Raw genomic sequence first — 26,139 nt, forward strand, 5'->3', positions numbered from 1 at the left:
AGAGGGAGAAAACCAGAACTGATCTTACAGTTCTGCACAGTCAGTCCCCTCTCCCTGTGGGAGAGGGTTAGGGTGAGGGCCCCTTCAGGCCGCACTCCTTTTATACATCCTGCGCGGATGCCCAATCTTGCCGTAGCGCATTTCAACGCTCAGAAAACCGTTATCCACGCCGTGCTCCAGATAACGGCGTGCTGTAGTTTTACTCAACCCGGTTTCGCTCACCACCTCATCCACCGAGAAGCAGTACGCCGGTTGGTCATTAAACAGTTTTTGCACCCGCGCCAGCGTATTCTCTTCAATGCCTTTACTGCCGCCGTCCTGGCGATAATTTTTCGCCTGCAACTGGTAGAGCGAGTCAACGTTCTGCTGGTCAACAATCTTCCACACGCGCTGTTGCTCGTTAAACTGCACAAAGCGCTCCAGCGACTGGCTCAACCGCTTCCATGATACTGGCTTGAGAATATAGTCGAAGGCTCCGTTGCGAATGGCCTGGCTACAGGTGTCCATATCGCTGGCGGCGGTAATGAAAATCACCGAACAGTTAGCCCGCGCCACCAGGGGATTGTTAATAAGCGTGATGCCTTTGCCATCCGGCAAATAGTTATCCAGCAAAACCAGCTGCGGCTGCTTTTCCGCAAGCTGTGTTTGCGCCTCGGCGAGTGACCCGGCGATCCCCACCAGGCGCAATCGCGGGTGCTTGCTAATCAGTTCCGCATGGAGCTGGGCCAGTTCGTTTTCATCTTCAACGATCAGTACATCGATAAGTTCATGTTGCATAGTCAGTCTCTTCCTGCGCTGGCGTGGCGCGTCGTGCCTCTCCCCCTGCGGGGATGAAAAGAGAGAAAATGGCGCCGCGCGGCGTGTTATCCGCCACTTCTATCGCACCGCCTGCCTGAGTAACATAGCTTTCAATCAGGTACAGGCCAATACCATGGTCGCCGTGAATTTTGGTGGTAATGCCGCGTTCAAAAATGCGGTCACGCAGTTCAGGGGCGATGCCGACACCCTGATCCGCCACTTCGATAATCAGCTCATGTTCAGTGAGTTTTATCAGCACTTCAACGGGCGCGTGGGGAAGCGCAGAACGCTGGGTAGCTTCGATCGCGTTGTCCAGCAGGTTGCCGATAATAGAAATGAGCTCCGTTTCGCTAAGCGTAGTGAAAGGTTTATCCATCAGACAGGCAGGATCAAACGCCAGCTCGACGCCTTTCTCACGCGCGCGTGCAGCTTTACCCAGCAGCAGCCCACACAGGGTCGGTGATGCAAAACGTGAGGAGATAAAATCGAGCAGTTCCTGCGCGTGTTCAGACTGCGCCTGGATGTAGCTAACCGCTTCTTCATAGCGCCCCATATGCAGCAGGCCAGATAATGTCGTCATGCGGTTAAGCTGTTCGTGGCGCATGATGCGCAGATTATCGACATAGCGCTTCACCTGGCTAAGCTGCGCACTCAGCGAATCGATATCGTTACGATCGCGGAAGGTGATCACCCAACCCTGCAGCTCGTTCTCAAGCATGATGCGTACCCGGCTGGCAATAACCATCGACTGATTAAAGTGGCAGATTTCATCGTGCGTATCGCGGGCGAGCATGGTTTCAGGGTTAAAGAAAGGCACGGGCGAGATAACCTCGCTGATGAGGTGCCCGCGCAGATGGCGCGTGGGTTGGCTCAGTGAAAGCAGTTTCCGCGCGGCCTGGTTAATTACCTCGATTCGGCAGTTTTTATCAATGGCGATGACGCCCTCGTAGATGGATTCCATCATCGCCTTTTGCTGACGCACCAGCAGGCCAATTTCGCGCGGCTCCAGCGAGAAAATCTGCTTCTTAATACTGCGGGTGAAGAACCATGAAAAAATGAACAGGGCGATCAGCAGCAAAACGGCGGCCAGCAGAATATTGACGACTTTGTTCACCGTAATCGCATCGAGATAGCTGGTGAGGTATCCCACCGAAACAATCCCCACCACCTGACCGGCGTCATTCAAAATAGGCGCTTTGCTACGCAGTGAAATCCCAAGCCCACCTTTGCGAATGGTGATGGTGCTTTTCCCTGCCAGCACTTCAGTGTTATCGCCGCCCACCAGTTCTTTCCCCACGCGGTCTTCAAATACCGAATGAAACAGATGCATTCCCTTATTATCGCCAATCACAATAAAACTGGCATCGCTGTGCGCGGCCAGTTTCTGCATATACGCTTTAATTGCTGCAATATCTTTATCGGCGACTTCCTGACGGAGGGACGGAATAAGCGCAATCTCTTCTGCTTGTATTCTGGCACGCCCGCTCATTTCCTGATAAAGCTGTCTTTCCATATCGACATAATAATAGCCACCCAGTAATGCAAACAGCACCGAGAAAAAAGCAACCAGCGATATAAACAGTTTTATCTGGAATGACAACTTCATGACTATCACGCACGTTAGCAGTTGGAAGGCCTAATGTATCACCTTTTGTGCGGGTAGCTGCTATTTTTACGGAAAGTTGTGAGCCTTTGCACATCACCTCCAATCTTTGCGAAAAATAATTCATGCAAGAAAATATTTATTCGAGACTTTATAAAAGAAACCATAAAAACCACGCTAATAAATAAGCGGTGAGTCACATAAAATAAAAGAAACCTTAAAAACCATAGATGCCATTAAAACTCTGGTTTTAATATGCATTCCCTCACATAAAGTATGCCTTCGTAGCCCTAAGCTGAACGTGAAAAATAACCAAGGGGCTTATTATGAGCACAACTGATGATTCTTTCTCTGTACCTCACGACCCAATAGATATGCAGCGCCCGGCGCTGAAAGAGCGCTGGTGGCACATTATGGATACCTGGAAAGTGGGTATTATTCCGCTGCCGCTGTTCTTACTGGCTGGTGTACTGATTGCCATCGATTGTTTAGGCGGCAAGCTGCCGAGCGATATTGTGGTAATGGTCGCCACCCTGGCGTTCTTCGGTTTTGCCTGTGGTGAATTTGGTAAACGCCTGCCGATCGTCGGCAAACTGGGCGCGGCGGCGATTTGCGCCACCTTTATTCCGTCCGCGATGGTCTATTACGGGCTGCTGCCGGATGTTGTGGTCGAATCCACCACTAAATTCTACAAATCGACCAACATTCTTTATCTCTACATTTGCTGCATTATCGTTGGCAGCATCATGAGCATGAACCGCACGGTGCTGATTCAGGGCTTCCTGCGCATCTTCTTCCCGATGCTGTGTGGCGAAATCGTTGGCATGATTGTCGGGATGGGCGTCGGACTGGCGCTGGGGATGGAACCGTTCCAGATCTTCTTCTTTATCATTCTGCCGATTATGGCGGGCGGCGTCGGGGAAGGGGCGATTCCGCTCTCCATCGGTTATGCGACGCTGCTGCATATGGATCAGGGCGTGGCGCTGGGACGCGTGCTGCCGATGGTTATGCTTGGCGGCCTGACGGCGATTATTATCTCCGGTTGCCTCAACCAACTGGGAAAACGCTACCCGCATCTGACCGGCGAAGGCCAGTTGATGCCGAATCACGCTAACGCGGATACCGCCTCTTCGCAGCCTGTTGTGTCTGGCAAAACGGATGTCACGACCATTGCATCTGGTGCACTGCTGGCGGTGCTGCTCTATATGATTGGTATGCTCGGCCACAAATTGATTGGCCTGCCAGCACCGGTCGGCATGTTGTTTGTCGCGGTACTGGTCAAGCTGTGCAACGGAGCGTCTCCGCGCCTGCTGGAAGGTTCGCAGGTGGTCTACAAATTCTTCCAGACGTCAGTCACTTACCCGATTCTCTTCGCCGTTGGTGTGGCCATTACCCCATGGCAGGAACTGGTGAATGCGTTCACCCTCAGCAACCTGCTGGTGATTGTCAGCACCGTCTCCGCACTGGTCGCCACGGGTTTCTTCGTCGGTAAAAAGATCGGTATGCACCCCATTGATGTCGCCATCGTCTCCTGCTGCCAGAGCGGCCAGGGCGGCACCGGCGATGTGGCGATCCTGACTGCAGGCAACCGCATGAGCCTGATGCCATTCGCCCAGATTGCTACCCGTATTGGTGGTGCGATTAACGTCTCCGTCTCGCTGCTGGTACTCGGCAACTTCCTTGTTTAATTGATGTACGCAGGAACAGAACAATGAAACTCGCAAGCTTTACTTATCAGGGTATTCGCAGCTACGGCATCGTCAATGCCGAAGGTGTGGTGGATTTAGGTCGCCGTCTTGGCGACCGCTACAGTGACCTCAAGGCTCTGTTACAGGGCGATGGTTTAACTCAGGCCCGCCTGTACGCCAATGAACCGGCCGATCTGAACATGGAGGCCATCACCTTCTTACCGGTGATTGAACATCCGGAAAAGATCCTCTGTGTGGGCATGAATTATGCCGAAAAACGCAAAGAGTTTGACCAGCACAACCCGGCGCCCACGCTGTTTGTGCGCTTCCCCGATTCGCAAACCGGCCACAACTCGCCGGTACTGAAACCACGCAGCTCCAATGAGTTTGATTACGAAGGTGAACTGGCGGTCATCATTGGTAAAGGCGGCGAAAATATTACTCGTGATGAGGCTCTGAACCACGTGGCGGGTTACAGCTGCTATATGGATGGCTCCGCCCGCGACTGGCAGCACACCTGGTTTACCGCCGGGAAAAACTGGCGCCAGACCGGGGCTTTTGGCCCGTGGATGGCGACGGCGGACGAAATTCCTGATCCGCATCAACTGGCTATTCGCACCTGGCTCAATGGCCGCATGGTGCAGGAAGACAACACCAGCAGCATGATCCACAAAGTCGCCGAGTTGATTGAGTACATCAGCACCTTCACCCGTTTAAGCCCGGGCGACGTGATCATTACCGGCTCCCCTGGCGGTGTGGGTAAAAAGCGCAATCCGCCGCTGTTTATGCACGAAGGCGATCGCATTGAAGTCGAGATCGAACATATCGGTCACCTCAGCAATGTGATTATGGAAGCGCCAGCGCAGACGCTGACGGCAGCACACTAACCGGCAGGTGACAGGATGCAGTCGCAACCCGCAATCGACTTCAGGGTGACGGAAGTCGCTAAACACCCGGCACGTCTGATGCAGATCCGCCAGCTTCTGGCGGACAGCGGCCTGGGCATGGATGCCGACATCACGTTGTTTGTTGAAGCCTGGTCCGATTCGCAACTGGTGGGCTGCGCGGGCCTTGCCGCTAACGTTATCAAATGCGTGGCGGTGGATAAGCAACTCCGTGGCGAAAACCTCAGCGCGAAACTGCTGGCGGAAGTGGAAAACCTGGCCGTGGATCGCGGTCACTTTCATCTCTTTCTGTGCACCCGCCCCTGCAATGCAGAGCGCTTTCAGCGCAGCGGCTTCTGGCCGATTGCGCAAAGCGGCAGTAATGCCGTACTGATGGAAAACACGCCGCAGGGGATCGCTCGTTACTGTCGCTCGCTGCACCGTTATCGCCACGAAGGCTCGCGCAAGGGCGCTATCGTCATGAACGCTAACCCGTTCACACTCGGGCATCGTCATCTGGTTGAACTGGCGGCATCGCGCTGCGACTGGCTACATCTCTTTGTGGTGCGAGAAGACGCGTCATTTTTCCCGTTTAGCGCGCGGCTGGCGATGGTGCGCGCAGGCGTGGCCCATCTGCCGAATGTCACGGTGCATGAAGGTTCGCAGTACATCATTTCCCGTGCCACTTTCCCGGCCTACTTTTTGAAAGAGACCGGCAAGGTGCAGCGCGCCTGGAGCGAAATTGATGCGCTGATTTTCCGCGACCATATCGCCCCGGCATTAGGCATTACCCACCGTTTTATCGGCTCTGAACCGTTTTGCGACGTCACGCGGCAGTACAACGAAACGCTGCATCAGTTGCTGGCGGGCCGTATTGAGGTGGTGGAAGTGCCGCGTATCCGGGCAACCGGCAGCGCGATTTCCGCATCCGAAGTGCGCAGATTATTAAAAACAGAACAGTTTTCCCGAATTCGGGAGATCGTACCAGAAACCACTTTCGCCCACCTGGAAGCGCATTATGGCGCGGTGGAAGTGGCGTAAACATTCAGGGAATACATCATGAAAATAGTAAGGGAGGCGCTGGCCGGTACGCAGGAGTCCAGCGACCTGATGGTGAAAATCGCCCCCGCCGACGGCGAGCTGGAGATTGTCATCCACAGTGAAGTGATTAAACAGTTTGGCGAGCAGATCCGCTGGGTAGTGGAAGAGACGTTGCAACGCATGGGCGTGGTGCAGGGGCTCATTATCATCGAAGACAAAGGCGCGCTGGATTGTGTCATTCGCGCCCGTTTACAGAGTGCGCTGCTGCGTGCCGCCGATGAAAAAGCGATCGCCTGGGAGGTTCTCTCATGAACACACTTCGCCGCAGTATGCTGTTTTTACCCGGCGCGAACGCCGCCATGCTCTCTACCGCATTCATCTACCGCCCCGACTCCATCATGTTCGACCTTGAAGACGCCGTGGCGCTGCGTGAGAAAGACACCGCGCGTCTGCTGGTGTTCCATGCTCTGCAACACCCCATGTATCAGGATATCGAAACCGTGGTGCGTATTAACCCGCTGAACACACCGTTTGGTCTGGCGGATCTCGAAGCGGTGGTGCGTGCGGGCGTTGACGTGATTCGCCTGCCAAAAACCGATACCCCGGAAGATATCTTTGAACTCGAAGGCCACCTTGAACGCATTGAGCGTGAATGCGGGCGTGAAGTGGGCTCCACGGGCGTGATGGCAGCGATTGAATCTGCCGTAGGCGTGATTAATGCCGTGGCGATTGCCCGCAGTTCCCCGCGTCTGATTGGTATCGCCCTGGCGGCGTTTGACTACGTGATGGATATGCAAACCGAGCGCAGTGACGGCACCGAGTTGTTCTACGCGCGTTGCGCTGTCCTGCATGCGGCACGCGCCGCAGGGATTGATGCGTTCGACGTGGTGTGGTCAGACGTCAATGATGAAGCCGGCTTCCTGCGCGAAGTCGAGCTGATCCGCAAAATGGGTTTCAACGGCAAATCGCTGATTAACCCACGCCAGATTGACCTGCTGCATAACGCCTATGCGCCAACGCAGCAGGAAGTAGACCACGCGCAACGCGTCATTGAAGCGGCAGAAGAGGGCGAGCGTAACGGCCTGGGCGTCGTGTCGCTCAACGGAAAAATGGTTGATGCGCCGATTATTAATCACGCGCAGCGCGTGCTGGAACGCGCCGCCGCATCCGGTGTGCGTCGTTAAGGACAGAACAATGAATCAGACAGAACTTCTTCATGTGAATTTCCCGCATCTGCGGGCGTTAAAACCTTTTGATAACGCACACAGCGCCACACCGTGGCTGGATAATCTGGAATCGAAACACCAGCGTAAACTCTGCGGCTCGCTGGAACAGGCGATTGAACGTAGCGGCCTGCGTGATGGCATGACCATCTCCTTCCACCATGCGTTTCGCGAAGGTGACCGGGTGATTAACACCGTGGTCGCCCTGCTGGCGAAAATGGGGTTTAAAAATCTGACGCTGGCCTCCAGTTCGCTGATGACCTGTAACGACGCGTTGATTGAGCATATCGAAAGCGGCGTGATTACGCGGATTTATACCTCCGGCATGCGCGGCAAACTGGCAGATGCGATTTCCCACGGTTTGATGGATGAGCCGGTACAAATTCACTCTCACGGAGGCCGCGTAAAACTGTTGCAGGACGGTGAGCTGAACATCGACGTGGCGTTTCTCGGCGTGCCGTGCAGCGATGAATTCGGCAACGCCAACGGCACGCAGGGAAAATCGAGCTGCGGTTCGTTGGGCTATGCGATGGTTGACGCGCAGTTTGCCCGTAAAGTGGTGCTGCTGACCGAAGCACTGGTGCCGTTCCCCAATATGCCGGCGAGCCTGGTGCAGGATCAGGTGGACTTCATCGTGAAGGTAGAAAGCGTCGGTGACCCGGCGAAAATCAGCGTCGGGGCGGCGCGTGTGACCAGCAATCCGCGCGAACTGATGATTGCGCGTTATGCGGCGGATGTGATTGAGCACTCCGGCTACTTTCGTGATGGCTTCTCGATGCAAACCGGTTCCGGCGCGGCGGCGACCGCCTGCACGCGCTTTATGGAAGAGAAAATGGAGCGCAGCGGCGTTAAAGCCAGTTTCGCGCTTGGCGGTATTACCGGCAGTCTGGTCGATCTTCATGAGAAAGGGCTGATTGGCAAACTGCTTGATACCCAGTGCTTCGACGGTCAGGCCGCAGCGTCACTGGCGCGAAATCCGAATCATGTCGAAATCTCCACCAATGTTTACGCTAACCCAGGCAGTAAAGCCGCCTGCTGCGACCAACTGGATGTGGTGATTCTGAGCGCGCTGGAGATTGACGTTGATTTTAACGTCAACGTGATCACCGGCTCAGATGGCGTAATGCGCGGGGCATCCGGCGGCCACTGCGACGTAGCGGCGGCGGCCAACCTCACTATCGTCGTTGCGCCGCTTTTGCGTAGCCGCATCCCAACCGTGGTGAGACGCGTGACGACTCGCTTAACACCCGGCGAAAGTATCGATGTGCTGGTCACCGACCACGGCATCGCGGTGAATCCGGCTCGCCCGGAAATTCGCCAGCGCCTGCTGGCGGCGGGGCTAAAAGTGGTGGATATCGATGACCTTTATCAACGCGCGATTTCCCTGACCGGTAACCCGAAGCCGATTGAATTTACCGACAAAATTGTCGGCGTGATCCGCTATCGCGACGGCAGCGTGATTGACGTCGTCCGCCAGGTGAAGGAGTACGCATAATGGAAACGATGGCGCCCGCGTGTGAGGGCGTCAGTCTCGATGCGCTGTTGACGGCAAAAGAACGCCGCGCCGCGCGTCAGGCTGACTGGCTGCAACACTATCAACAATCGCTGATTTCGCTGACGCTGGTGACGCCCGGCGCGGTAAAAGACAGCATTCGCTACCGCAACACCATGGGCGTGGCGCTGCAGGCCTGCGACCAGATGCTATGGGGCAATGGCTGGAAAGTGCTCGACCGCCAGGTACTGTGGCTGCCCACGGGCCCGGAAGCGCTATGGTGCGTTGCACATCAGGCCCCGGAAATTAAAGCGCACTGTGCGGCGCTGGAACAAACCCATCCGCTGGGACGTCTGTGGGATTTAGATGTGATCTGCCCGCAAAATGGCCACGTTGGGCGCTTATCGCTCGGTTCCTCTATGCGCCGTTGCCTGATTTGCGATGAAGCAGCACACGCCTGCGCCCGCTCGCGCGCCCATCCGGTGGAAGAGGTTGTCGCTCGCGTGGAGGGCCTGATTGATGGCTGGTTTGCTCGCGATTAAACCCCGCGCCATTAACGTGGCGTCGCTGGCAGAAGAAGCGCTGTGGCAGGAGCTTGAACTAACGCCAAAGCCGGGGCTGGTGGATAAAAACAATAACGGTTCGCACCGCGACATGAACCACGCGTTGTTTGTGCGCAGTATTCAGGCCATCTCGCCGTGGTTTGCTCGCTTTGAAGCTGCGGGGCGTGAGTTTGCGCCGCGTACCGATCGTGAGCAGCTCGCCTTACTGCGCCCCATCGGCATCGCCTGCGAACAGGCCATGCTGCGCGCAACTCACGGGGTGAACACACATAAAGGCGGTATTTTTGCGTTAGGGCTGCTGTGCTTTGCCGCCGGACGGCTGGCGGAAAAAGGGATGCAGATGAATGCATTATCGCTTTCTACGCAGGTAAGCGAAATATGCCAGGGAATGGTTCAACGGGAATTAGCCAGCCGCCAGAGTAGAGCGACAGCAGGTGAAAAACAGTTCCATCAGTTCGGCCTGACCGGCGCACGCGGCGAGGCCGAAAGCGGGTTTGCGACGGTGATGCGCCATGTGTTGCCGCACTGGAACTCGCATTCCATGCACGAAATGCTGCTGCGTTTGATGGCGGTGAATCCCGACAGCAATCTGGTGTCCAGGGGCGGATTGGCAGGGATGCGCTATGTACAAAACTATTCGCAACAACTGTTAGCACGAGGCTGGCAGCACGATGATCTGGTTGAAATGGATAAACAACTGATTGCCCGCAATTTAAGCCCGGGTGGAAGCGCAGACTTATTATCGGTAGCGTGGGTGCTCGGCGGATGTAAACATTAACCCTTCCGGAAAAAGGAAGGGTTAATGAAGACTAAAAATTACCTACGCCGATAACTCTTCTGCGCCGTATTTACCTTATACAGATAGCGACGCGATTCCGCAGACGGATGACGCGTGGTCAGGGTGGTATACACATCGCCCGGTGCCATGCTGTTAATGATTTGCGCGGCCTGAACTTTATCGTTCGAGAAGACGCGCAGCACGCTACCCGCACCGCCGTTGTAGGCGGTAATCACCGCATAACGCCGCGATGTTGGGTTATCGATACCGGCGAGATACACATTACCCAGCATCGCCAGATACGCCGTACCCGTATCAATGTTGCTGGCCGGATCAAACAGGAAACTGCGGCTCGGCGTGCCTGATTTTCCCTGCGAACGGAAAACATCTTTCCCGGCGCTGTGCTGCACAACCTGCATCAAACCCAACGCATCGGAACGGCTGACGGCGTACGGGTTGAAAGAGGATTCGGTCTGCATAATCGCCAGGATAAGCGACTCATCGACGCCATATTTACGCGACGCCTGGCGCACCATATTGATGTACTTATGTGCACGCTTGTCGAGGTGGTTCGGCACCAGATTGATAGTAATGCTGTAGATCATCCGAATGCCGTTGCTGCGGCTTTTCATCCGCGTTTGCAGCAGATAATCGGCAAAGCGCGCTGCACGCCACTCCCAACGAATCGCCTCACCGGTGTTATCCACGACCTGTCCATAAAGGAACGGTTCTTTGGAGATCTGGATATCGTTGGCGTCGGAGTAGAGGTCGATTGAACCGGGATCGTCGCCCATCAGTAGCGTCTGGATAATCGCCTGGCGCAGGTGAGCCGCCGGTTCGGTGCCGGAGATGGTCTCGACGGTAATGGTACCTTCGTCGAAGTTGATGTGGCTACGGGTCTGGTAGCCGTCGGTGTATTTAACGTAGTCCTTTGGGCCTGCGATAAGAACTTCGTTAAATCCCCAAATATTTTCAATGTTATGGGCAAACTGCCCCATCAGAATATCAAAACCGTTGGTGTCCTTAACCCAGGCTTCATTATAGGTATCACCTTTTTTTGAGCCTGAGCAGGAGATAAGCAACGGCGCAATCAGAGCCAGTGCAAATAATTTTTTCATCATTCCGGGAGCGCGTGTTGTGTTGGGCTAAAGGGCCTGAGGCCCTTACTGTTTTTCTGGCGGAGTGTATCCTTCGATGTGCACATCTTTACCTTCAAACAGGAAATTGACCATTTCCTCTTCCAGAAGTTTGCGATGTTCCGGGTTCATCATGTTCAGTTTTTTCTCGTTGATGAGCATGGTTTGCTTGTGCTGCCACTGCTTCCACGCCTCTTTCGAGATCTCGTTATAAATACGCTTGCCCAGCTCGCCTGGGTAGAGCTGAAAATCCTGACCTTCAGCGTCGCGCTGCAGGAAAGTACAAAAAATCGTTCTGCTCATGATAAATCCTCTTTGTTCGCGGACGCTTACACGAATGCGCCCGCGCGTAACTGCTGCAACAACCGCTCCACGGGAGCCGCCAGTCCAACGGACGGTGGCTGGGCTAAGTTATACCAGAGAGCGCTGCCTTCATCCACGCATGAGGTGAATGAGGACACGGGAAGCCACATTGGCACAATATCCAGATGGAAATGGCTGAATGTGTGGCGAAACGCGGTTAGCTGCATGAGATGCTCTGTGTTTATCTGACGCGCTGCCAGCCACTCGCGAAGCGCAGCTTCATCTTCAAATTGTGGAAAACAGTACAGCCCGCCCCACAATCCGCTCGGCGGACGCTGCGCCAGCATAACCTCGTCACCCCGTTGCATCATCAGAAAATAACCGGTGCGTTCAGGTAACGTCTGCTTCGGTTTTTTACCAGGATATTGCGCCCAGCTATGGTTCGCGTACGCCACACACCCGGTGTTGAGCGGGCAAAGCTCGCACTTCGGTTTCGAGCGCGTACAGACCATCGCGCCTAAATCCATCATCGCCTGGTTAAAGCGCGCCACGCCATTTGCGGGCGTCACTTGCTCGCTGAGCTCCCACAGTTTTTTCTCAACCTCTTTCTTGCCGGGCCAGCCGCTTACAGCATAGCAGCGCGCCAGCACGCGTTTGACGTTTCCATCAAGAATAGGAAAATGCTGCCCTAACGACAGAGAGAGAATCGCCCCTGCGGTTGACCGTCCGACGCCAGGCAGCGCGGCAACCTCTTCAAAGTTTTCCGGGAAGCGCCCGTGGTGCAACGTTGCCACCTGCTGCGCGGCTTTATGCAGATTACGCGCGCGGGCGTAATAGCCGAGGCCAGTCCACAGATGCAGCACTTCATCCAGTGGCGCATTAGCCAGGTCGGTAATCGTGGGAAAACGCGCCATAAAGCGCTCAAAGTAGGGAATGACGGTGGCGACCTGAGTCTGTTGCAACATCACCTCAGAGAGCCATACTTTGTAGGGCGTCTTGTTAAGTTGCCAGGGCAGGGTTTTACGCCCGTATTTGTCGTACCACTCCAGCACCTGGGCCGAAAATTGAGACGCTTGTAGGGTCAAAGCAGGGTTTCCGATATCGCACTATTTGGGTGGCAGATTGCAGCACAGCGGCACTATGGTGTAAACAGGAACTTTCCGGTGCTTGCATCCGACAACTATCTTTGGATAATGCCCGTTTCCCGAATACTCTCACAAGCAGACAATACTTTTATGAAGAACGACGTCATTTCACCGGAATTTGATGAAAACGGCCGCCCGCTGCGCCGAATTCGCAGCTTTGTGCGTCGCCAGGGGCGACTGACCAAAGGGCAGGAACACGCATTAGAAAACTACTGGCCGGTGATGGGCGTTGAATTCAGCGAAGAACCTGTCGATTTTGCCGCGCTGTTTGGTCGTGAAGCGCCGACTACCCTGGAAATCGGATTTGGCATGGGGGCATCGTTGGTGGCGATGGCGAAAGCGAATCCGCATCAAAACTTCCTCGGCATTGAAGTTCACTCGCCGGGCGTCGGCGCCTGCCTGGCGACCGCGCATGAAGAGGGCATAGAAAACCTGCGTGTGATGTGCCACGACGCGGTGGAAGTGCTGCACAAAATGATCCCTGACAATTCTTTAACCATGGTACAGCTCTTTTTCCCTGACCCGTGGCATAAAGCGCGTCATAATAAACGCCGTATCGTTCAGGTACCGTTTGCTGAACTGGTGAAGAGCAAGCTCAAACTGGGCGGTGTTTTCCATATGGCGACCGACTGGGAAGCCTACGCGGAACATATGCTGGAAGTGATGTCTTCCATTGAAGGGTATAAAAACCGTTCAGAGACAAACGACTATGTACCGCGCCCGGAATCACGTCCGGTAACCAAATTTGAACAACGTGGCCATCGTCTTGGTCACGGCGTATGGGACTTAATGTTCGAGAGGGTGAAATAATGGCAAAGAATCGTAGCCGTCGTTTGCGCAAAAAAATGCACATCGATGAGTTTCAGGAAATTGGCTTCTCTGTAGCCTGGCGTTTCCCGGAAGGCACCAGCGAAGAGCAGATCGACCAGACGGTTGATAAGTTCATTGAAGAAGTGATTGAGCCGAACAAGCTGGCGTTTGACGGCAGCGGCTATCTGGCCTGGGAAGGTCTGATTTGCACCCAGGAAATCGGCAAATGCACCGAGGACCATCAGGCTCAGGTGCGTAAATGGCTGGAAGACCACAAATTCGAAGAAGTGCGCACCAGCGAACTTTTCGACGTTTGGTGGGACTAAATTAGCATCGGGGCCAGCACATGCTGGCCCGTTTTCTATCGAGGGATTTGTATGATGCGTCAAACGCTGCTGGCGGCGGCACTTTCGTTAACGGCATTATCCGCTCACGCGGATTACCAGTGCAGCGTCACCCCGCGTGATGATGTGATCCTGAGTCCGCAAACGGTGCAGGTCAAAGGCGAGAATGGCAATCTGGTCATCACCCCCGACGGCGGTGTGACCTTTAACGGTAAACAATACGCCCTGAACGCGGCACAGCGCGAACAGGCAAAAGATTATCAAACCGAACTGCGCAGCGCACTGCCGTGGATCGACGAAGGCGCGAGAACACGCGTTGAAAAAGGCCGCGTTGCGCTGGACAAAATCATCGCCAAAGAAGTGGGCGAGAGCAGTAACATGCGCAGCCGTCTGACCAAGCTGGATGCTCAGCTCAAAGCGCAGATGAACCGTATTATCGAGCATCGCACCGATGGTCTGACGTTCCACTATAAAGCGATTGATGAAGTGCGTGCTGATGGCCAGAACCTGGTGAACCAGGCGATGGGCGGCATTCTGCAGGACAGCATCAACGAAATGGGCGCGAAAGCGGTGCTTAAAGGCGGCGGTAACCCGTTGCAGGGTGTGCTGGGTAGCCTGGGTGGACTGCAAACCTCTATTCAGAACGAATGGAAAAACCAGGAAGCCGATTTTAAAGCGTTCGGCAAAGATGTCTGCGGACGCGTGATTGCGCTTGAGGACAGCCGTAAGGCGCTGGTGGGTACGCTGAAGTAGAGCGCGCTGACCCCTCACCCTAACCCTCTCCCACAGGGAGAGGGGACCGATAGTGCAAATACGTCGTGTTGTCACCGATCTTCTCCCTCTCCCTGTGGGAGCGTTCCGGGATGAGGGGAAGCAACAGCACACTTGTTTGAGTTCAGCTCCGACCTTCTCCCTCTCCCTGTGGGAGAGGGCGGGGGTGAGGGGAAGCAACAGCACAATTGTTTGAGCTCAGCGCCGACCTTCTCCCTCTCCCTGTGGGAGAGGGGCGGGGTGAGGGGAAGCAACAGCACACTTGTTTGAGCTCAGCTCCGACCTTCTCCCTCTCCCTGTGGGAGAGGGCCGGGGTGAGGGGCGCGGGTTTGCAGATGTCTTAAAATGGTCAGCAAAACGCCCTCTTCATTATTTCTGAAGTCATTATTCCAGAAACGTAAAACCAACCACCCCTGCCGTTCTAAGAAACCAGTGCGCGTCTCGTCATATCTCACACGTTCAGCATGCTGCCCTCCGTCCAGTTCGATAATCAGTGCCGCTTTGTAGCAGGCAAAATCAACAATGTAATTCCCAATTGGCATTTGCCGACGAAACTTAAAACCATGAAACCGTCGCCCCCTCAACAAATACCAAAGCCGCAGCTCTTCTCTCGTTTGCTGGCCACGTAACGTCTTTGCATATTCCCGTCGTTTCTCCATGCCCTCATCTTGCCACTGCGCTCAACCATCGTCAGATCTCATCATCAAAACTGGAGCCGGTCTTCCAGAGTACTTTCGGATTCTGTTTATCCTTCCTCCGTGGGGGAGTTTCGTATGATGATGTCCTTACTCACTAAAAGGATTTAACCAATGAAACGAGCCTGGAAAACGGCGGCGTTGCTGCTGTGGTGTTTTTCACTTTACGCGCTGGCGGTCGATAACACGCCGACAGATGACGTTATCAAACAACAGTTCGCCAAAGAGTCCGGGGGGATAGTGTGCCTGGATACGTTCACCCTGCGCCAGCTTGATGCGCTGGGAAATCAGGCGACGTATCAGGTAGAGGGCGAAATGTCCTCCACTGACGATCTGTACTCTATTGTTGGGGGGGCGGGGGATTATCTCTTTTATGAAAGGACGTGGACAAAAGGGCAGCCCGTTAAATTTTCAGCCATGATGCAGGCCGTGGGGACGAAAGACTCCGGCTGGAAAACGACCTTCTTTTCTATGCAAACCGCTGCGAAAAATGTCGGCAGGCCATTTGAAGCGGGAGAAGATCGCAGCAAAATGCTGGTGGTTAACGACGCTCACTTCATGACCGAGCTTGGCAAGGTGGAAGCCGACTTTGCACGGAGGAAAGCGACGGCAGATAAAGACCTTGCTCAGCAAAAGGTGCTGAAGCAGAAAATTGCTGCTCTCGATGAGAAAATCAGCCTCTCGTGGGGAAAAGATGCCAACGGTAAACCGCGCGATCGCAGCGCGGTACAGCAAGAAAAACTGGAAAAAATGTACGCCGTGGATCGTGAAAACGATCCGCTAAAATTCGAAAATCACTACCTCGAAACTGTCTACGAGCCCGCGCTCGCGGCATGCCAGCAAAAACTCTCCTGTGATGCAACGCCGCTGTACGACGCTCGCGACAAAGCTTTTGCCGAGCATCGCAACGCGTACTATACAAAACATACGCAAATGGCCGGCAAAATTCGTGAGGATATGGCCGCGCTGGATAATAACGTCGCGCCGTTGCGTAAAGAGCAGGGGGAGCTGCGCAAGCAACTGGTTGCGCTGGAGGTCAGTACCCGCGAATTCACTCGTGATTATAAGTGGTGGCGAGAAGCGCTTGAGAAAATGAAAAAAGAGGGCGTTATCCAGTAAACAAAATATAGGGGGCAAAAGAGCGCCCCCTCCATCAACGGCACGCACCAGTGCCGTTTTGATAGCAATGTCTAAAATACACAATCTTATTAAGATATTTATCTGGTTAATGGAATGGGGTCACATTATTCATCTTCTGCATTGGGATAATGCGACAAATTCACGTAACTGGAGAAATAACATGGAGTTTTTCAGGAAAACGGCACTGGCTGCACTGGTTATGGGGTGCAGCAGTGCTGCGTTAGCGCTACCCAATGTGACGATACTGGCGACCGGAGGAACCATTGCGGGTGGCGGTGATTCAGCGACAAAATCCAATTACACCGCAGGTAAAGTCGGCGTGGAGAACCTCGTGAATGCGGTACCTCAATTAAAAGATATTGCCGTCGTTAAAGGGGAGCAGGTGGTTAATATCGGCTCTCAGGATATGAATGATGACGTCTGGCTGACGCTGGCGAAAAAGATTAATCATGATTGTGCGGCTACCGATGGATTCGTGATCACGCATGGCACGGATACGATGGAAGAGACAGCTTATTTTCTCGATCTCACCGTCAAATGCGAGAAGCCTGTCGTACTGGTCGGCGCGATGCGCCCATCAACCTCGATGAGTGCGGACGGCCCGTTTAACCTCTACAACGCGGTGGTAACGGCGGTTGACCCGCAATCTGCAAAACGCGGCGTGCTGGTCGTAATGAACGATACAGTTATGGACGGGCGCGATGTAACCAAAACAAATACCACCGATGTCGCGACGTTCCGCTCAGTGAATTTCGGGCCGTTGGGGTATATCCATAATGGAAAAGTTGATTATCAACGCACGCCGGCACGTAAGCATACTGCCGCCACGCCTTTTGATGTTTCTAACCTGAGTGAATTGCCGAAAGTGGGTATTGTTTATAACTACGCCAATGCTTCCGATCTTCCGGCAAAAGCGTTGATTGAGGCGGGATATCAGGGCATCGTGAGCGCGGGTGTGGGTAACGGCAATCTTTATAAAACGATCTTCGATACGCTGGCAACCGCGGCACATCAGGGCGTTGCTGTGGTTCGATCATCCCGCGTTCCGACAGGCGCGACAACGGAAGATGCGGAAATTGATGACGCGAAATATGGCTTTGTCGCTTCGGGAACGCTGAATCCGCAAAAATCGCGTGTCCTGCTGCAGCTTGCGTTAACGCAAACCAAAGATCCAAAACAAATTCAGCAGATGTTTAATCAATATTAACGGAAATGACCGGATGGCTTGTCGCCATCCGGTATCGGTTATTCAGCCAGAAACAGTTCCAGCAGCGAATTCAGAAACAGCTTACCGTGCCCGGTAATCTGCCAATACTCTTCGCACTCGGTCAAATACCCCTTCGCCAGCGCTTCGTCAATTTGTGGGCGAATCGCTTGCTCGCTGAGCCCCGTATAGCGGCTAAACTCCGCGCGTGGAGCGGGTTCCAGCAGGCGGAAGCGGTTCATAAAGAACTCAAACGGTTTATCTGCCGCGTCGACATCGTGCTGGCGTTCCAGGTAGCGCCCTTCCATATACCCGCGCGGATGGCGCGTTTTGGCGGTACGCAGAATACGCCCGTCGGGGAAGGTGACTTTACCGTGCGCGCCGCAGCCAATGCCGAGGTAGTCGCCAAAGCGCCAGTAGTTGAGGTTATGCTGGCACTGATATCCCGGCTTCGCGTAAGCCGACGTTTCATACTGCTGATAACCTGCCGCCGCCAGCAGCTTGTCGCCTTGCTCGAAGATATCCCACAGCGCGTCGTCATCCGGCAGTACCGGTGGACGCGAGCCAAACAGGGTATTCGGTTCAATGGTGAGCTGATACCAGGAGAGATGCGGGGGATTGAGCGCAATCGCCTGGCGCAAATCATCCAGCGCTTCTTCTAAAGATTGGTCAGGCAGGCCATGCATCAGATCAAGGTTGAAGCTGCGTAGATCCAGACCCGTCGCCAGATTCGCCGCGCGTTTGGCTTCTTCCGGGCCGTGAATGCGCCCCAAACGTTTCAGTTTAGCTTCGCTAAAGCTCTGCACGCCGATGGAAATACGGTTCACGCCCGCACGCTGGTAATCGACGAAGCGATCCGCTTCCACCGTACCCGGGTTCGCTTCCATAGTGATTTCCGCATCTGCTGCCAGAGTAAGACGTGCACGCACGCCATCCAGCAATGTTTGCATCGCCGGGCCTGAAAGCAGGCTCGGCGTACCGCCGCCAATAAAAATGGTCTTTACTTCACGTCCCTGCGCGTAGGCCAAGTCAGCATCTAAATCACTCAGCAGATGCTGAACATAATCGTCGTGCGGCACCTCGCCTTTCAGCGCGTGCGAGTTAAAGTCGCAGTACGGACATTTCTGCACGCACCACGGAATGTGAATATAAAGGCTCAGAGGCGGCAAATTAGCCATTACGTAACGCTTCCAGTAACTGTTTCAGCGCCTGACCACGGTGAGAGATGGCAATCTTCTCTTCACGCGTCAGTTCAGCGGCGGTTTTCCCTTCAGAGGGGACATAAAAAATAGGATCGTAGCCAAAGCCACCGTTGCCCGCAGGCGCGTGGGTGATAACGCCCGGCCAGCGACCGTGACACACCAGCGGCGTTGGATCTTCCGCATGGCGAAGATAGACCAGCACGCAGTGGAACTGCGCCTGACGCTGGTCGTCCGGCACGTCTTTCAGCGTCTCCAGCAGCTTTTGCAGGTTACGCTCGTCGGTCGCGTCTTCACCGGAATAACGTGCGGAATAGATACCCGGCGCACCGCCGAGATAATCCACCGCCAGCCCGGAATCATCGGCAATCGCGGGCAGGCCGGTAATCTGAGACGCATGGCGTGCTTTAAGGATGGCGTTCTCGATAAACGTCAGGCCGGTCTCCTCGGCAGAGTCGACGCCAAGGTCGGTCTGCGCAACGATATCGAGACCAAAATCGCTCAGCAACGAGGCGAGCTCGCGCACTTTACCGGCATTACCGGTAGCGAGGACAACTTTTTGCATGGGATATCCTAATTAATCAGGGCGTCGACGCCCGCTGGGATGTGCTGCGGATGAATGATTTTAACCTGTTTATGGCGGCCCAGTTCACCTTTCTCAATGATGACCTGGCTTTTGGCGACCTTAAACTGTTTGGCGAGGAATTTCACCAGATGGGCATTGGCCTGCCCATCGACCGGCGGGGCGGTAATGGCGACTTTTAATTCGTCGCCATGTTCACCCACAATGCTGTCACGGCTGGCCTTCGGCTGAATATACAGCCGCAGCACCAGCCCGTCGTCGCAGGATGTAACGGCACTCATAGCGCCATCCACAGCCCCGGCAGCAGCATGTTGCCCGTGGCCTGTAACACTTCGGCGATGCCCATATTAAGGACATAGAGCAGCAGCACGAGGATCATCGGCGAGAAATCGATACCACCCATTGAAGGCAGCAGCTTACGAATCGGGCGCAGCAGTGGGTCGGCGAGCTGCATCAGTACAAACTCAACCGGGCTACGGCCCTGGCTTACCCAGCTCATAATCGCCATCAGCAGCAGTACCCAGAAGATAAGCAGGCCGGTGGTTTTCAGCAGGATCAGCACCGCCGCAATCCAGATAATCGGCTGGAAGGTGATAACCATGAACAGGGTGATCGCCTTGATGACGCTCAGAATAAAGGCAACCAGCAGCGAGGAACTGTCGAGCGGCCCCATCGCCGGAATGATGCGGCGCAGCGGCCCCACGATAGGCTGGGTGATTTTCACCACGAACTGGGAGAACGGGTTGTAAAAATCACAGCGCGCCCACTGCATCCAGACGCGCAGCAGTAGCACCATTGTGTACAGTTCAATCACTGTCGAGAGCAGGAAAGTCAACGTCTTCATGGCGTTCCTCAGAGTTCCTTATTTTTTGTGTAATCACGCGCACCGAAAATCGCGGTGCCGATGCGTACCATAGTGCTACCCGCCGCAATGGCGGCTTCCATATCGTCTGACATGCCCAGTGAGAGCGTATCGACTGTAGAGTAGTGCGTCTTCAGCCGCGCGAATGCTACCGCCATTTGTTGAGCGACGGCAAACTGCTTTTCGTACTCAGTTTCCGGTGCCGGAATGGCCATCAAACCGCGCAGGCAGAGATTGGGCAGGGCGGAAACCTCCGCCGCTAATGCGTCAATCGCCTCGGGCTCAATGCCGGATTTACTTTGCTCATCACTAATATTGACCTGAATCAGCACGTTAAGCGGCGGCAAATGTGCAGGGCGCTGTTCGCTGAGTCGGGTGGCGATCTTCAGCCTGTCGACCGTATGGCACCAGTCGAAATGTTCTGCCACCAGGCGACTTTTATTGGACTGCAACGGGCCAATAAAGTGCCATTGTAGAGTCGTTATGCCTTTGTCCTGAAAGAAGCGGATTTTTTCCACGCCTTCCTGAACATAGTTTTCGCCAAACGCGCGCTGCCCGGCGGCCATCGCTTCTTCGACGGCGCTCGCAGGTTTTGTTTTGCTCACTGCAAGCAGTGTAACTTCTTCTGAAAGCCGGCCGCATCGTGATGCAGCGGCTGAGATTTTGTCCCGGACCTGTGCCAGGTTATGCGCTATATCGTTCATATTTGCTGGTGGGTCTTATGGAAATACAAGAAATCGTGGCGCTTAGTGTAAAGCATAACGTGTCGGATCTACACCTGTGTAGCGGGGCAATGGCGCGATGGCGGCGTTGCGGAATGCTGGAGTCTGCGCCATTTTCATCGCCAGAGCCGGAAGAACTGCTGCGCGGTTGGTTAAGTGAAGCACAGCATGCGCAATGGCGAGCGCAGGGCCAGCTTGATTTTGCGATAGTGCCATCTGAAGGAACACGCCTGCGCGCCAGCGCATTTCGCCATGCGCGCGGCGTTTCGCTGGCATTGCGTGTGCTACCGTCGCGCTGCCCAACACTCGCTGAACTCGGCGTGCCTGCGGCCCTCCCTGAACTGTTACACGAAGAGGGCGGGCTAATATTGGTCACTGGCGCGACCGGCAGCGGGAAGTCGACGACCCTTGCCGCGATGGTCGACCATCTGAATCACTCGCTGGATGGTCATATTCTGACGCTGGAGGATCCGGTGGAGTTTATCCATGCCAGTCAGCGCTGCTTAATTCAACAACGCGAAATTGGCCAGCATATCTCTTCATTTGCTGATGCACTGCGTGGCGCGTTACGTCAGGACCCCGATGTTATTTTGCTGGGAGAATTACGCGATAGCGAGACGATCCGGCTGGCATTAACGGCTGCTGAAACTGGCCATCTGGTGCTGGCAACATTGCACACGCGTGGGGCAGCCCAGGCGATTGAGCGTCTGGTGGACGTTTTCCCGGCGCAGGAAAAAGAGCCTGTACGCAATCAATTCGCGAACAGTTTATGTGCCGTCGTCGCGCAAAAACTGGTGGCGGATAAGCAAGGCGGGCGCGTGGCGCTCTTCGAACTGCTGGTGAACACCCCGGCGGTGGGAAATCTGATCCGCGAAGGCAAAACCCATCAGCTACCGGGTGTCATGCAAACTGGACAGCAGGCAGGTATGCAAACTTTTACGCAGAGCTATCAACAATGTTTGGCGAGGGGTAAGCTATAAGGATTAGGCTATTTCTCCGACGCTTATTAATTCTATTTCTAATAGATAAGTGTTATTACTGTGACGACAGTAAGGTTTTTAGAATTAATCGACAAGAAAAAATGTTTCAATATATTGGGAATGTGATATTTATTCGTCATTCTGTTGTGATAATGTTTTATTTGTAAATCCGTTGCCCCGTTATTATTCTGTGAAATATTATCACCGGCGAAACATGTTGCATCTAAGCTATAATTACTAAGTAATATGGCTGACGGATTTTTACACCGATGCACAACATTATGTTGTGTAGACATAGAAAAAAAGGTTGATATTCTTTTGACACTCAGCGGGGATCGTTCTATCCTAATTATGGAATTAGGATAATTCTTATGAAATATTGTTTCACTTCATACTGTCTTGATTATTATTATCCCTGATAATTAAGATTGCTTTGATTTATTAAAACACCATGATGGTGGCAAAATACTAAGGAGAGTTTCAAATGCTTGATGTATCAGAGAGTGTATCTAAATCCCGCAAAATCATTTTAATCACCCACCCGTCAGTACAGGCCAATGCATTCGCTGGTTATCTTTCTGATTTACTTTCAGTTTCTGTAGATGTTCACAATATCAATAAGCCGATGGTACAGCGCCTTGCTAAAGGTACTGTGGTGCTGTTTGACATTGCGGTATCGAACAAAAAACTGAACGGTATCTGGCGCGATATTATCCGCTCGCAGTTTGATTCTCCGCGTTTGCTGATTATTAACAGTGCGCAAAAGTATGAATTATACGAAATGGCGCAGTGGCCAGCGCTGTACGGTGTGTTCCGTCATGATGATGAAGAATCGCGCTTAATTGAGGGTGTCAAAGCCGTGCTGAACGGTGAACAGACTGCTGAATTGAGCGTAATGCATCCGGCAATGTACGCAGTTGAACAGCCGACTGAATCATCAGACAATATTCCCCTGACTGAACGTGAATGCGAAATTCTTAATGAATTACGTCATGGTGCGACCAATATGGATATTGCGCGCGCATTGTTCATCAGTGAAAACACCGTGCGTACGCACTTATATAATGTTTTCCGTAAGTTAAGCGTGAAAAACAGAACCCAGGCAGTCAGCTGGGCGAATGAAAATTTGCGCCACTAAGCTTACTCTGGAAACGTTGCAGGCCGGATACGCGCTCGCGCCATCCGGCTTTCCTCTTTTGAACGTCCAGGGTATGTACGTCGTGTTGGGCGAATCACTCACCGAAACTTTGCTCGAAGAAACTCTCCAGAATCACCACCGCAGAAGCTGAATCCACGCTGCCTTTATCCAGTGCACGAAAACCGCCGTGCTCGAACAACCCGGCGCGGGCCTCAACGGTACTCAAACGCTCATCATGCAGTTTAATCGCCACACCGAAACGGCCATGAATTTTATTGGCGAAGTTACGTGCACGCGCGGTAAGAGGCTGCTCGGTGCCGTCCATATTTAGCGGCAAGCCGACGATCACTAACGCCGGTTGCCACTCTTTGAGCAGCTTCTCAATAAGGTTCCAGTCAGGCGTGCCGTTTTGCGCCTTCAGTGCGTTAAGTGGACGTGCAGTACCGGTGATTTGCTGGCCGACCGCGACACCAATACTGCGGGTACCAAAATCAAAGGCGAGAAAAGTTCCGCTCATTATGCATGCCCCGCCACGCCGGGCATGGTGTGTATATCGATGCCGATGAGTTTTGCCGCGTCGCGCCAGCGATCGGCGATCGGCGTTTTAAACAGAATATTGAGATCGGCAGGCGCGGTGAGCCAGGCGTTGTCGAGAATTTCCTGCTCCAGTTGGCCTTTCTCCCACGATGCGTAACCCAGCGCAACCAGCACGTCAGTTGGCTGCCCCGCGGTGCCCAGGGTTTCCAGTACATCGCGCGAAGTTGTGACGATGGTGTTGTCAGAGATACGAATACTTGAGGAAAACGACGCGGGTGGCGTGTGCAGAATGAAGCCGCGATCTTCCGCCAGTGGCCCGCCGAGCATCACCGGTTTATCAAGGCGAATCGACGGATCGCGCGGATCGGGGGTGATCTTCAGTTTTTCCAGAATGCCTTCAACTTGCAGGTTTTCCAGCGGCTTATTGATGATAATCCCCATTGCGCCATCGTCGTTATACTCGCAGATATAGACAACGGAACGGCGGAAGATGGGATCCTGAAGAGCCGGCATGGCAATAAGAAAGTGATGCTGTAAATTCATTGTCAGAGGTTCTGTCCTGGTTCAAAAAGCAGCAACGTCCAGTATGCGGGGAAAGAGGCGTGCTGTCACCAGGCAGTCCTGTAAACGCGCGTAAGCGGCTGGCAGGAAAGCCTGGTTGTGGCGGGTTCCCTCCCGCCGCAGTGATTACTTGCCTACACGTTTTTCGATAGCGTCCATCAGCATCCCGGTGATGGAGATCGGGAACTCCGCTTCGATTTCACGCACGCAGGTTGGGCTGGTAACGTTAATTTCCGTCAGGCGATCGCCGATGATATCCAGACCGACAAAAATCAGACCTTTCGCTTTCAGCGTCGGGCCCACTTTGCGGGCGATTTCCCAATCGCTTTCACTCAGCGGACGCGGCTCGCCACGGCCACCGGCGGCCAGGTTGCCACGGGTTTCACCGCCCTGCGGAATACGCGCCAGGCAGTAAGGTACGGGCTCGCCATCAACGACCAGCACACGCTTATCACCGTCTTTAATCGCTGGCAGATAGGTTTGTGCCATGCAGTAGCGGCTGCCAAGCTCGGTCAGGGTTTCGGCGATAACGCCAATGTTTGGATCGCCTTCTTTCACGCGGAAAATCGACGCGCCGCCCATGCCGTCCAGCGGTTTCATGATGATGTCGCCATGCTCCTGCCAGAACGCTTTCAGTTGTGCTTTGTTACGGGTGACCAGCGTTTCCGGGGTCAGCTCAGAGAACCAGGCGGTGAACAGCTTCTCGTTACAGTCGCGCAGGCTCTGCGGTTTGTTGACGATAAGCGTACCTTTCTCTTCCGCGCGTTCCAGAATATAGGTCGCGTAGATGAATTCGGTGTCAAACGGCGGATCCTTACGCATCAGAATCACATCGAGGTTGGCAAGCTGGATATCCTGCTCGCTGCCGAATTCGTACCATTTGTCATAGTTTTGCTCAACGCTCACCAGACGCGTACGCGCGCGGGATTCGCCGTTGGTCAGATAGAGGTCATTCATCTCCATGTAATGGAGTTCATAGCCCCGGCGCTGTGCCTCCAGCAACATCGCGAAGCTGGTGTCTTTTTTGATATTGATGTTTGCGATGGGGTCCATCACGATGCCGAGCTTAATCATTCTAGTTCTCCTGGAAGCCGGTATTAGCCCAGATCGCCAAAGCGCACCTGCAGTGCGGTGATGGCGGTGAGCGCGGTAGTCTCAGTACGCAGAACGCGAGGTCCCAACAGGATATCAGTAAACTGGTAGCGTGCGGTCATGGCAATTTCATCTGCCGAGAGACCGCCTTCCGGGCCAATCAGCAAACGTACGCGTTCCACCGGCAGCGGCAGCGTGTTGATGCTGGCGCTGGCACGCGGATGCAGGTTCAGCTTCAGCCCGCTATCTTCTTCGGCGCACCACTGTTCCAGATCCATCGCCGGGCGAATTTCCGGAATCGTGTTACGGCCACACTGTTCACAGGCGGCAATTGCGATTTTTTGCCACTGTTGGATCTTCTTATTCAAACGCTCGGCATCCAGTTTAACGCCACAGCGCTCAGAAAACAGTGGCGTTATGAGGCTTACACCCAGTTCTATTGATTTCTGGATGGTGAATTCCATTTTATCGCCGCGCGACATCACCTGGCCCAGATGAATGTGGATCGGTGATTCACGATTGTCGACTTCTCCACTCACGACATTCACGCGCACGCTCTTTTTGTCGGCGTGGGTAATTTCGGCGTCGAAGACCTGATTGCTGCCATCGAAAAGCTGAATTGCCTGACCCGGCCCCATGCGCAGCACGCGGCCAACATGGTTTGCCGCGTCTTCCGACAGGGCGATTTCATGCCCGGCGGTGATGCGTTCAGGGTGATAAATACGGGGGATGCGCATGATGTGACGTTCCATTAATAGCTTAGATACCAGGCACTGTCCGTTCCCTCTCCCTGAGGGAGAGGGCCAGGGTGAGGGGGAAATGTCCGGCAGAAAATTAAACAATTAGC

The 26,139-nt window shown here is 54.1% G+C and carries 30 protein-coding genes and 1 pseudogene; 15 read left to right on the top strand and 16 right to left on the bottom strand.

Features of this window, described 5'->3' with window-relative positions:
• Window positions 1-84 precede the first annotated feature (84 nt).
• From ACOXYR_RS02145 to ACOXYR_RS02155, 3 genes and pseudogenes are all read right to left on the bottom strand, one after another.
• The gene (locus tag ACOXYR_RS02145) at window positions 85-777 is read right to left on the bottom strand and encodes a response regulator (protein ID WP_108475788.1); all 693 of its coding nucleotides are present in this window, start codon (window positions 775-777) and stop codon (window positions 85-87) included.
• The gene (locus ACOXYR_RS02150) at window positions 767-2,404 is read right to left on the bottom strand and encodes an ATP-binding protein (RefSeq protein WP_113857804.1); all 1,638 of its coding nucleotides are present in this window, start codon (window positions 2,402-2,404) and stop codon (window positions 767-769) included. Before ACOXYR_RS02150 ends, ACOXYR_RS02145 begins: the two co-directional genes overlap by 11 nt.
• Window position 2,405: 1 nt before the next feature.
• Window positions 2,406-2,528 (bottom strand): annotated as a pseudogene (locus ACOXYR_RS02155) (hypothetical protein); the annotation flags it as partial.
• Window positions 2,529-2,727: 199 nt separating this feature from the next.
• Here ACOXYR_RS02155 and ACOXYR_RS02160 point away from each other — a divergent pair.
• The 8 genes from ACOXYR_RS02160 to citG are packed head-to-tail and all read left to right on the top strand — an operon-like array spanning window position 2,728 to window position 10,070.
• Entirely contained in the window at window positions 2,728-4,089 is a 1,362-nt protein-coding gene (locus tag ACOXYR_RS02160) for a 2-hydroxycarboxylate transporter family protein (RefSeq protein WP_108475790.1), read from the top strand.
• Between the two features lie 23 nt (window positions 4,090-4,112).
• Complete coding sequence (locus ACOXYR_RS02165) at window positions 4,113-4,976, top strand: fumarylacetoacetate hydrolase family protein (protein WP_113857802.1); 864 nt, start codon at window positions 4,113-4,115, stop codon at window positions 4,974-4,976.
• Window positions 4,977-4,991: 15 nt separating this feature from the next.
• Entirely contained in the window at window positions 4,992-6,014 is a 1,023-nt protein-coding gene (citC, locus tag ACOXYR_RS02170) for a [citrate (pro-3S)-lyase] ligase (RefSeq protein ID WP_108475792.1), read from the top strand.
• A gap of 18 nt (window positions 6,015-6,032) precedes the next feature.
• Window positions 6,033-6,326 carry a citrate lyase acyl carrier protein gene (gene citD, locus ACOXYR_RS02175; RefSeq protein ID WP_421356450.1) on the top strand — a complete coding sequence of 98 codons (294 nt, stop codon included), beginning with the start codon at window positions 6,033-6,035 and terminating at the stop codon, window positions 6,324-6,326.
• A complete protein-coding gene (gene citE / locus ACOXYR_RS02180; RefSeq protein ID WP_108475794.1) occupies window positions 6,323-7,198 on the top strand; it encodes a citrate (pro-3S)-lyase subunit beta in 876 nt (291 codons plus the stop codon). Before citD ends, citE begins: the two co-directional genes overlap by 4 nt.
• Window positions 7,199-7,208: 10 nt before the next feature.
• The gene (gene citF, locus ACOXYR_RS02185) at window positions 7,209-8,732 is read left to right on the top strand and encodes a citrate lyase subunit alpha (protein WP_421356451.1); all 1,524 of its coding nucleotides are present in this window, start codon (window positions 7,209-7,211) and stop codon (window positions 8,730-8,732) included.
• A complete protein-coding gene (gene citX / locus ACOXYR_RS02190) occupies window positions 8,732-9,271 on the top strand; it encodes a citrate lyase holo-[acyl-carrier protein] synthase (RefSeq protein WP_421356452.1) in 540 nt (179 codons plus the stop codon). The genes citF and citX overlap by 1 nt, the downstream gene beginning before the upstream one ends.
• Complete coding sequence (gene citG, locus ACOXYR_RS02195; RefSeq protein WP_421356453.1) at window positions 9,249-10,070, top strand: triphosphoribosyl-dephospho-CoA synthase CitG; 822 nt, start codon at window positions 9,249-9,251, stop codon at window positions 10,068-10,070. The genes citX and citG overlap by 23 nt, the downstream gene beginning before the upstream one ends.
• Window positions 10,071-10,108: 38 nt before the next feature.
• Here the strand turns inward: citG and mltC are convergent, their stop codons facing one another.
• From mltC to mutY, 3 genes are read right to left on the bottom strand one after another with little or no spacing between them, the layout of a single operon-like run.
• On the bottom strand, window positions 10,109-11,188 hold the full coding sequence (gene mltC, locus ACOXYR_RS02200; protein WP_108475798.1) for a membrane-bound lytic murein transglycosylase MltC: 1,080 nt from the start codon (window positions 11,186-11,188) through the stop codon (window positions 10,109-10,111).
• A gap of 45 nt (window positions 11,189-11,233) precedes the next feature.
• Window positions 11,234-11,509, bottom strand: coding sequence for an oxidative damage protection protein (locus ACOXYR_RS02205; protein ID WP_108475799.1), 276 nt, complete (start codon window positions 11,507-11,509; stop codon window positions 11,234-11,236).
• A gap of 26 nt (window positions 11,510-11,535) precedes the next feature.
• Window positions 11,536-12,594, bottom strand: a complete 1,059-nt coding sequence (gene mutY, locus ACOXYR_RS02210; protein ID WP_421356454.1) for an A/G-specific adenine glycosylase — start codon at window positions 12,592-12,594, stop codon at window positions 11,536-11,538.
• 150 nt (window positions 12,595-12,744) lie between these two features.
• Between mutY and trmB the strand changes: the two genes are divergently transcribed.
• From trmB to ACOXYR_RS02225, 3 genes are read left to right on the top strand one after another with little or no spacing between them, the layout of a single operon-like run.
• Window positions 12,745-13,464 carry a tRNA (guanosine(46)-N7)-methyltransferase TrmB gene (trmB, locus tag ACOXYR_RS02215; RefSeq protein ID WP_108475801.1) on the top strand — a complete coding sequence of 240 codons (720 nt, stop codon included), beginning with the start codon at window positions 12,745-12,747 and terminating at the stop codon, window positions 13,462-13,464.
• Window positions 13,464-13,790, top strand: a complete 327-nt coding sequence (locus ACOXYR_RS02220) for a YggL family protein (RefSeq protein ID WP_015963056.1) — start codon at window positions 13,464-13,466, stop codon at window positions 13,788-13,790. Before trmB ends, ACOXYR_RS02220 begins: the two co-directional genes overlap by 1 nt.
• A gap of 51 nt (window positions 13,791-13,841) precedes the next feature.
• Window positions 13,842-14,561: a YggN family protein gene (locus ACOXYR_RS02225; RefSeq protein ID WP_108475802.1), complete on the top strand. Its 720-nt coding sequence runs from the start codon at window positions 13,842-13,844 to the stop codon at window positions 14,559-14,561.
• Between the two features lie 290 nt (window positions 14,562-14,851).
• On the opposite strand, the gene ACOXYR_RS02230 is transcribed toward ACOXYR_RS02225, so the two are convergent.
• A complete protein-coding gene (locus ACOXYR_RS02230) occupies window positions 14,852-15,238 on the bottom strand; it encodes an endonuclease domain-containing protein (RefSeq protein WP_421356455.1) in 387 nt (128 codons plus the stop codon).
• A gap of 150 nt (window positions 15,239-15,388) precedes the next feature.
• Here ACOXYR_RS02230 and ACOXYR_RS02235 point away from each other — a divergent pair, with 150 nt between their 5' ends.
• Complete coding sequence (locus ACOXYR_RS02235; RefSeq protein WP_421356456.1) at window positions 15,389-16,393, top strand: DUF1202 family protein; 1,005 nt, start codon at window positions 15,389-15,391, stop codon at window positions 16,391-16,393.
• A 181-nt stretch (window positions 16,394-16,574) separates the two neighbouring features.
• Entirely contained in the window at window positions 16,575-17,621 is a 1,047-nt protein-coding gene (ansB, locus tag ACOXYR_RS02240) for an L-asparaginase 2 (protein ID WP_189623851.1), read from the top strand.
• Window positions 17,622-17,659: 38 nt separating this feature from the next.
• Here the strand turns inward: ansB and hemW are convergent, their stop codons facing one another.
• Genes hemW through ACOXYR_RS02265 form a run of 5 tightly spaced genes read right to left on the bottom strand, consistent with a single transcriptional unit; the run spans window position 17,660 to window position 20,966 of the window.
• Window positions 17,660-18,796: a radical SAM family heme chaperone HemW gene (gene hemW / locus ACOXYR_RS02245; protein ID WP_421356457.1), complete on the bottom strand. Its 1,137-nt coding sequence runs from the start codon at window positions 18,794-18,796 to the stop codon at window positions 17,660-17,662.
• Complete coding sequence (locus tag ACOXYR_RS02250) at window positions 18,789-19,382, bottom strand: XTP/dITP diphosphatase (RefSeq protein ID WP_108475807.1); 594 nt, start codon at window positions 19,380-19,382, stop codon at window positions 18,789-18,791. The genes hemW and ACOXYR_RS02250 overlap by 8 nt, the downstream gene beginning before the upstream one ends.
• Window positions 19,383-19,390: 8 nt before the next feature.
• Complete coding sequence (yggU, locus tag ACOXYR_RS02255; RefSeq protein ID WP_108475808.1) at window positions 19,391-19,681, bottom strand: DUF167 family protein YggU; 291 nt, start codon at window positions 19,679-19,681, stop codon at window positions 19,391-19,393.
• Window positions 19,678-20,244 carry a YggT family protein gene (locus ACOXYR_RS02260; RefSeq protein ID WP_108475809.1) on the bottom strand — a complete coding sequence of 189 codons (567 nt, stop codon included), beginning with the start codon at window positions 20,242-20,244 and terminating at the stop codon, window positions 19,678-19,680. Before ACOXYR_RS02260 ends, yggU begins: the two co-directional genes overlap by 4 nt.
• An 8-nt stretch (window positions 20,245-20,252) precedes the next feature.
• Window positions 20,253-20,966: a YggS family pyridoxal phosphate-dependent enzyme gene (locus ACOXYR_RS02265; protein WP_108475810.1), complete on the bottom strand. Its 714-nt coding sequence runs from the start codon at window positions 20,964-20,966 to the stop codon at window positions 20,253-20,255.
• Window positions 20,967-20,983: 17 nt separating this feature from the next.
• On the opposite strand from ACOXYR_RS02265, the gene ACOXYR_RS02270 reads away from it, so the two are divergent.
• Together ACOXYR_RS02270 and ACOXYR_RS02275 are read left to right on the top strand one after the other, a co-directional pair.
• Entirely contained in the window at window positions 20,984-21,964 is a 981-nt protein-coding gene (locus tag ACOXYR_RS02270) for a type IV pilus twitching motility protein PilT (protein ID WP_421356458.1), read from the top strand.
• Between the two features lie 484 nt (window positions 21,965-22,448).
• The gene (locus tag ACOXYR_RS02275) at window positions 22,449-23,102 is read left to right on the top strand and encodes a LuxR C-terminal-related transcriptional regulator (RefSeq protein ID WP_015963067.1); all 654 of its coding nucleotides are present in this window, start codon (window positions 22,449-22,451) and stop codon (window positions 23,100-23,102) included.
• A 94-nt stretch (window positions 23,103-23,196) separates the two neighbouring features.
• Here ACOXYR_RS02275 and ruvX read toward each other — a convergent pair whose 3' ends face one another.
• The 4 genes from ruvX to rsmE form a co-directional block, all read right to left on the bottom strand.
• On the bottom strand, window positions 23,197-23,619 hold the full coding sequence (gene ruvX / locus ACOXYR_RS02280; RefSeq protein ID WP_108475812.1) for a Holliday junction resolvase RuvX: 423 nt from the start codon (window positions 23,617-23,619) through the stop codon (window positions 23,197-23,199).
• Window positions 23,619-24,182, bottom strand: a complete 564-nt coding sequence (locus ACOXYR_RS02285) for a YqgE/AlgH family protein (protein ID WP_108475813.1) — start codon at window positions 24,180-24,182, stop codon at window positions 23,619-23,621. Before ACOXYR_RS02285 ends, ruvX begins: the two co-directional genes overlap by 1 nt.
• A 144-nt stretch (window positions 24,183-24,326) precedes the next feature.
• Window positions 24,327-25,274, bottom strand: a complete 948-nt coding sequence (gene gshB / locus ACOXYR_RS02290) for a glutathione synthase (RefSeq protein WP_421356459.1) — start codon at window positions 25,272-25,274, stop codon at window positions 24,327-24,329.
• Between the two features lie 23 nt (window positions 25,275-25,297).
• The gene (rsmE, locus tag ACOXYR_RS02295) at window positions 25,298-26,029 is read right to left on the bottom strand and encodes a 16S rRNA (uracil(1498)-N(3))-methyltransferase (protein WP_108475815.1); all 732 of its coding nucleotides are present in this window, start codon (window positions 26,027-26,029) and stop codon (window positions 25,298-25,300) included.
• Window positions 26,030-26,139 lie beyond the last annotated feature (110 nt).

It is taken from the genome of Pseudocitrobacter faecalis, assembly GCF_965231525.1.
Classification (GTDB): Bacteria; Pseudomonadota; Gammaproteobacteria; order Enterobacterales; family Enterobacteriaceae; genus Pseudocitrobacter; species Pseudocitrobacter faecalis.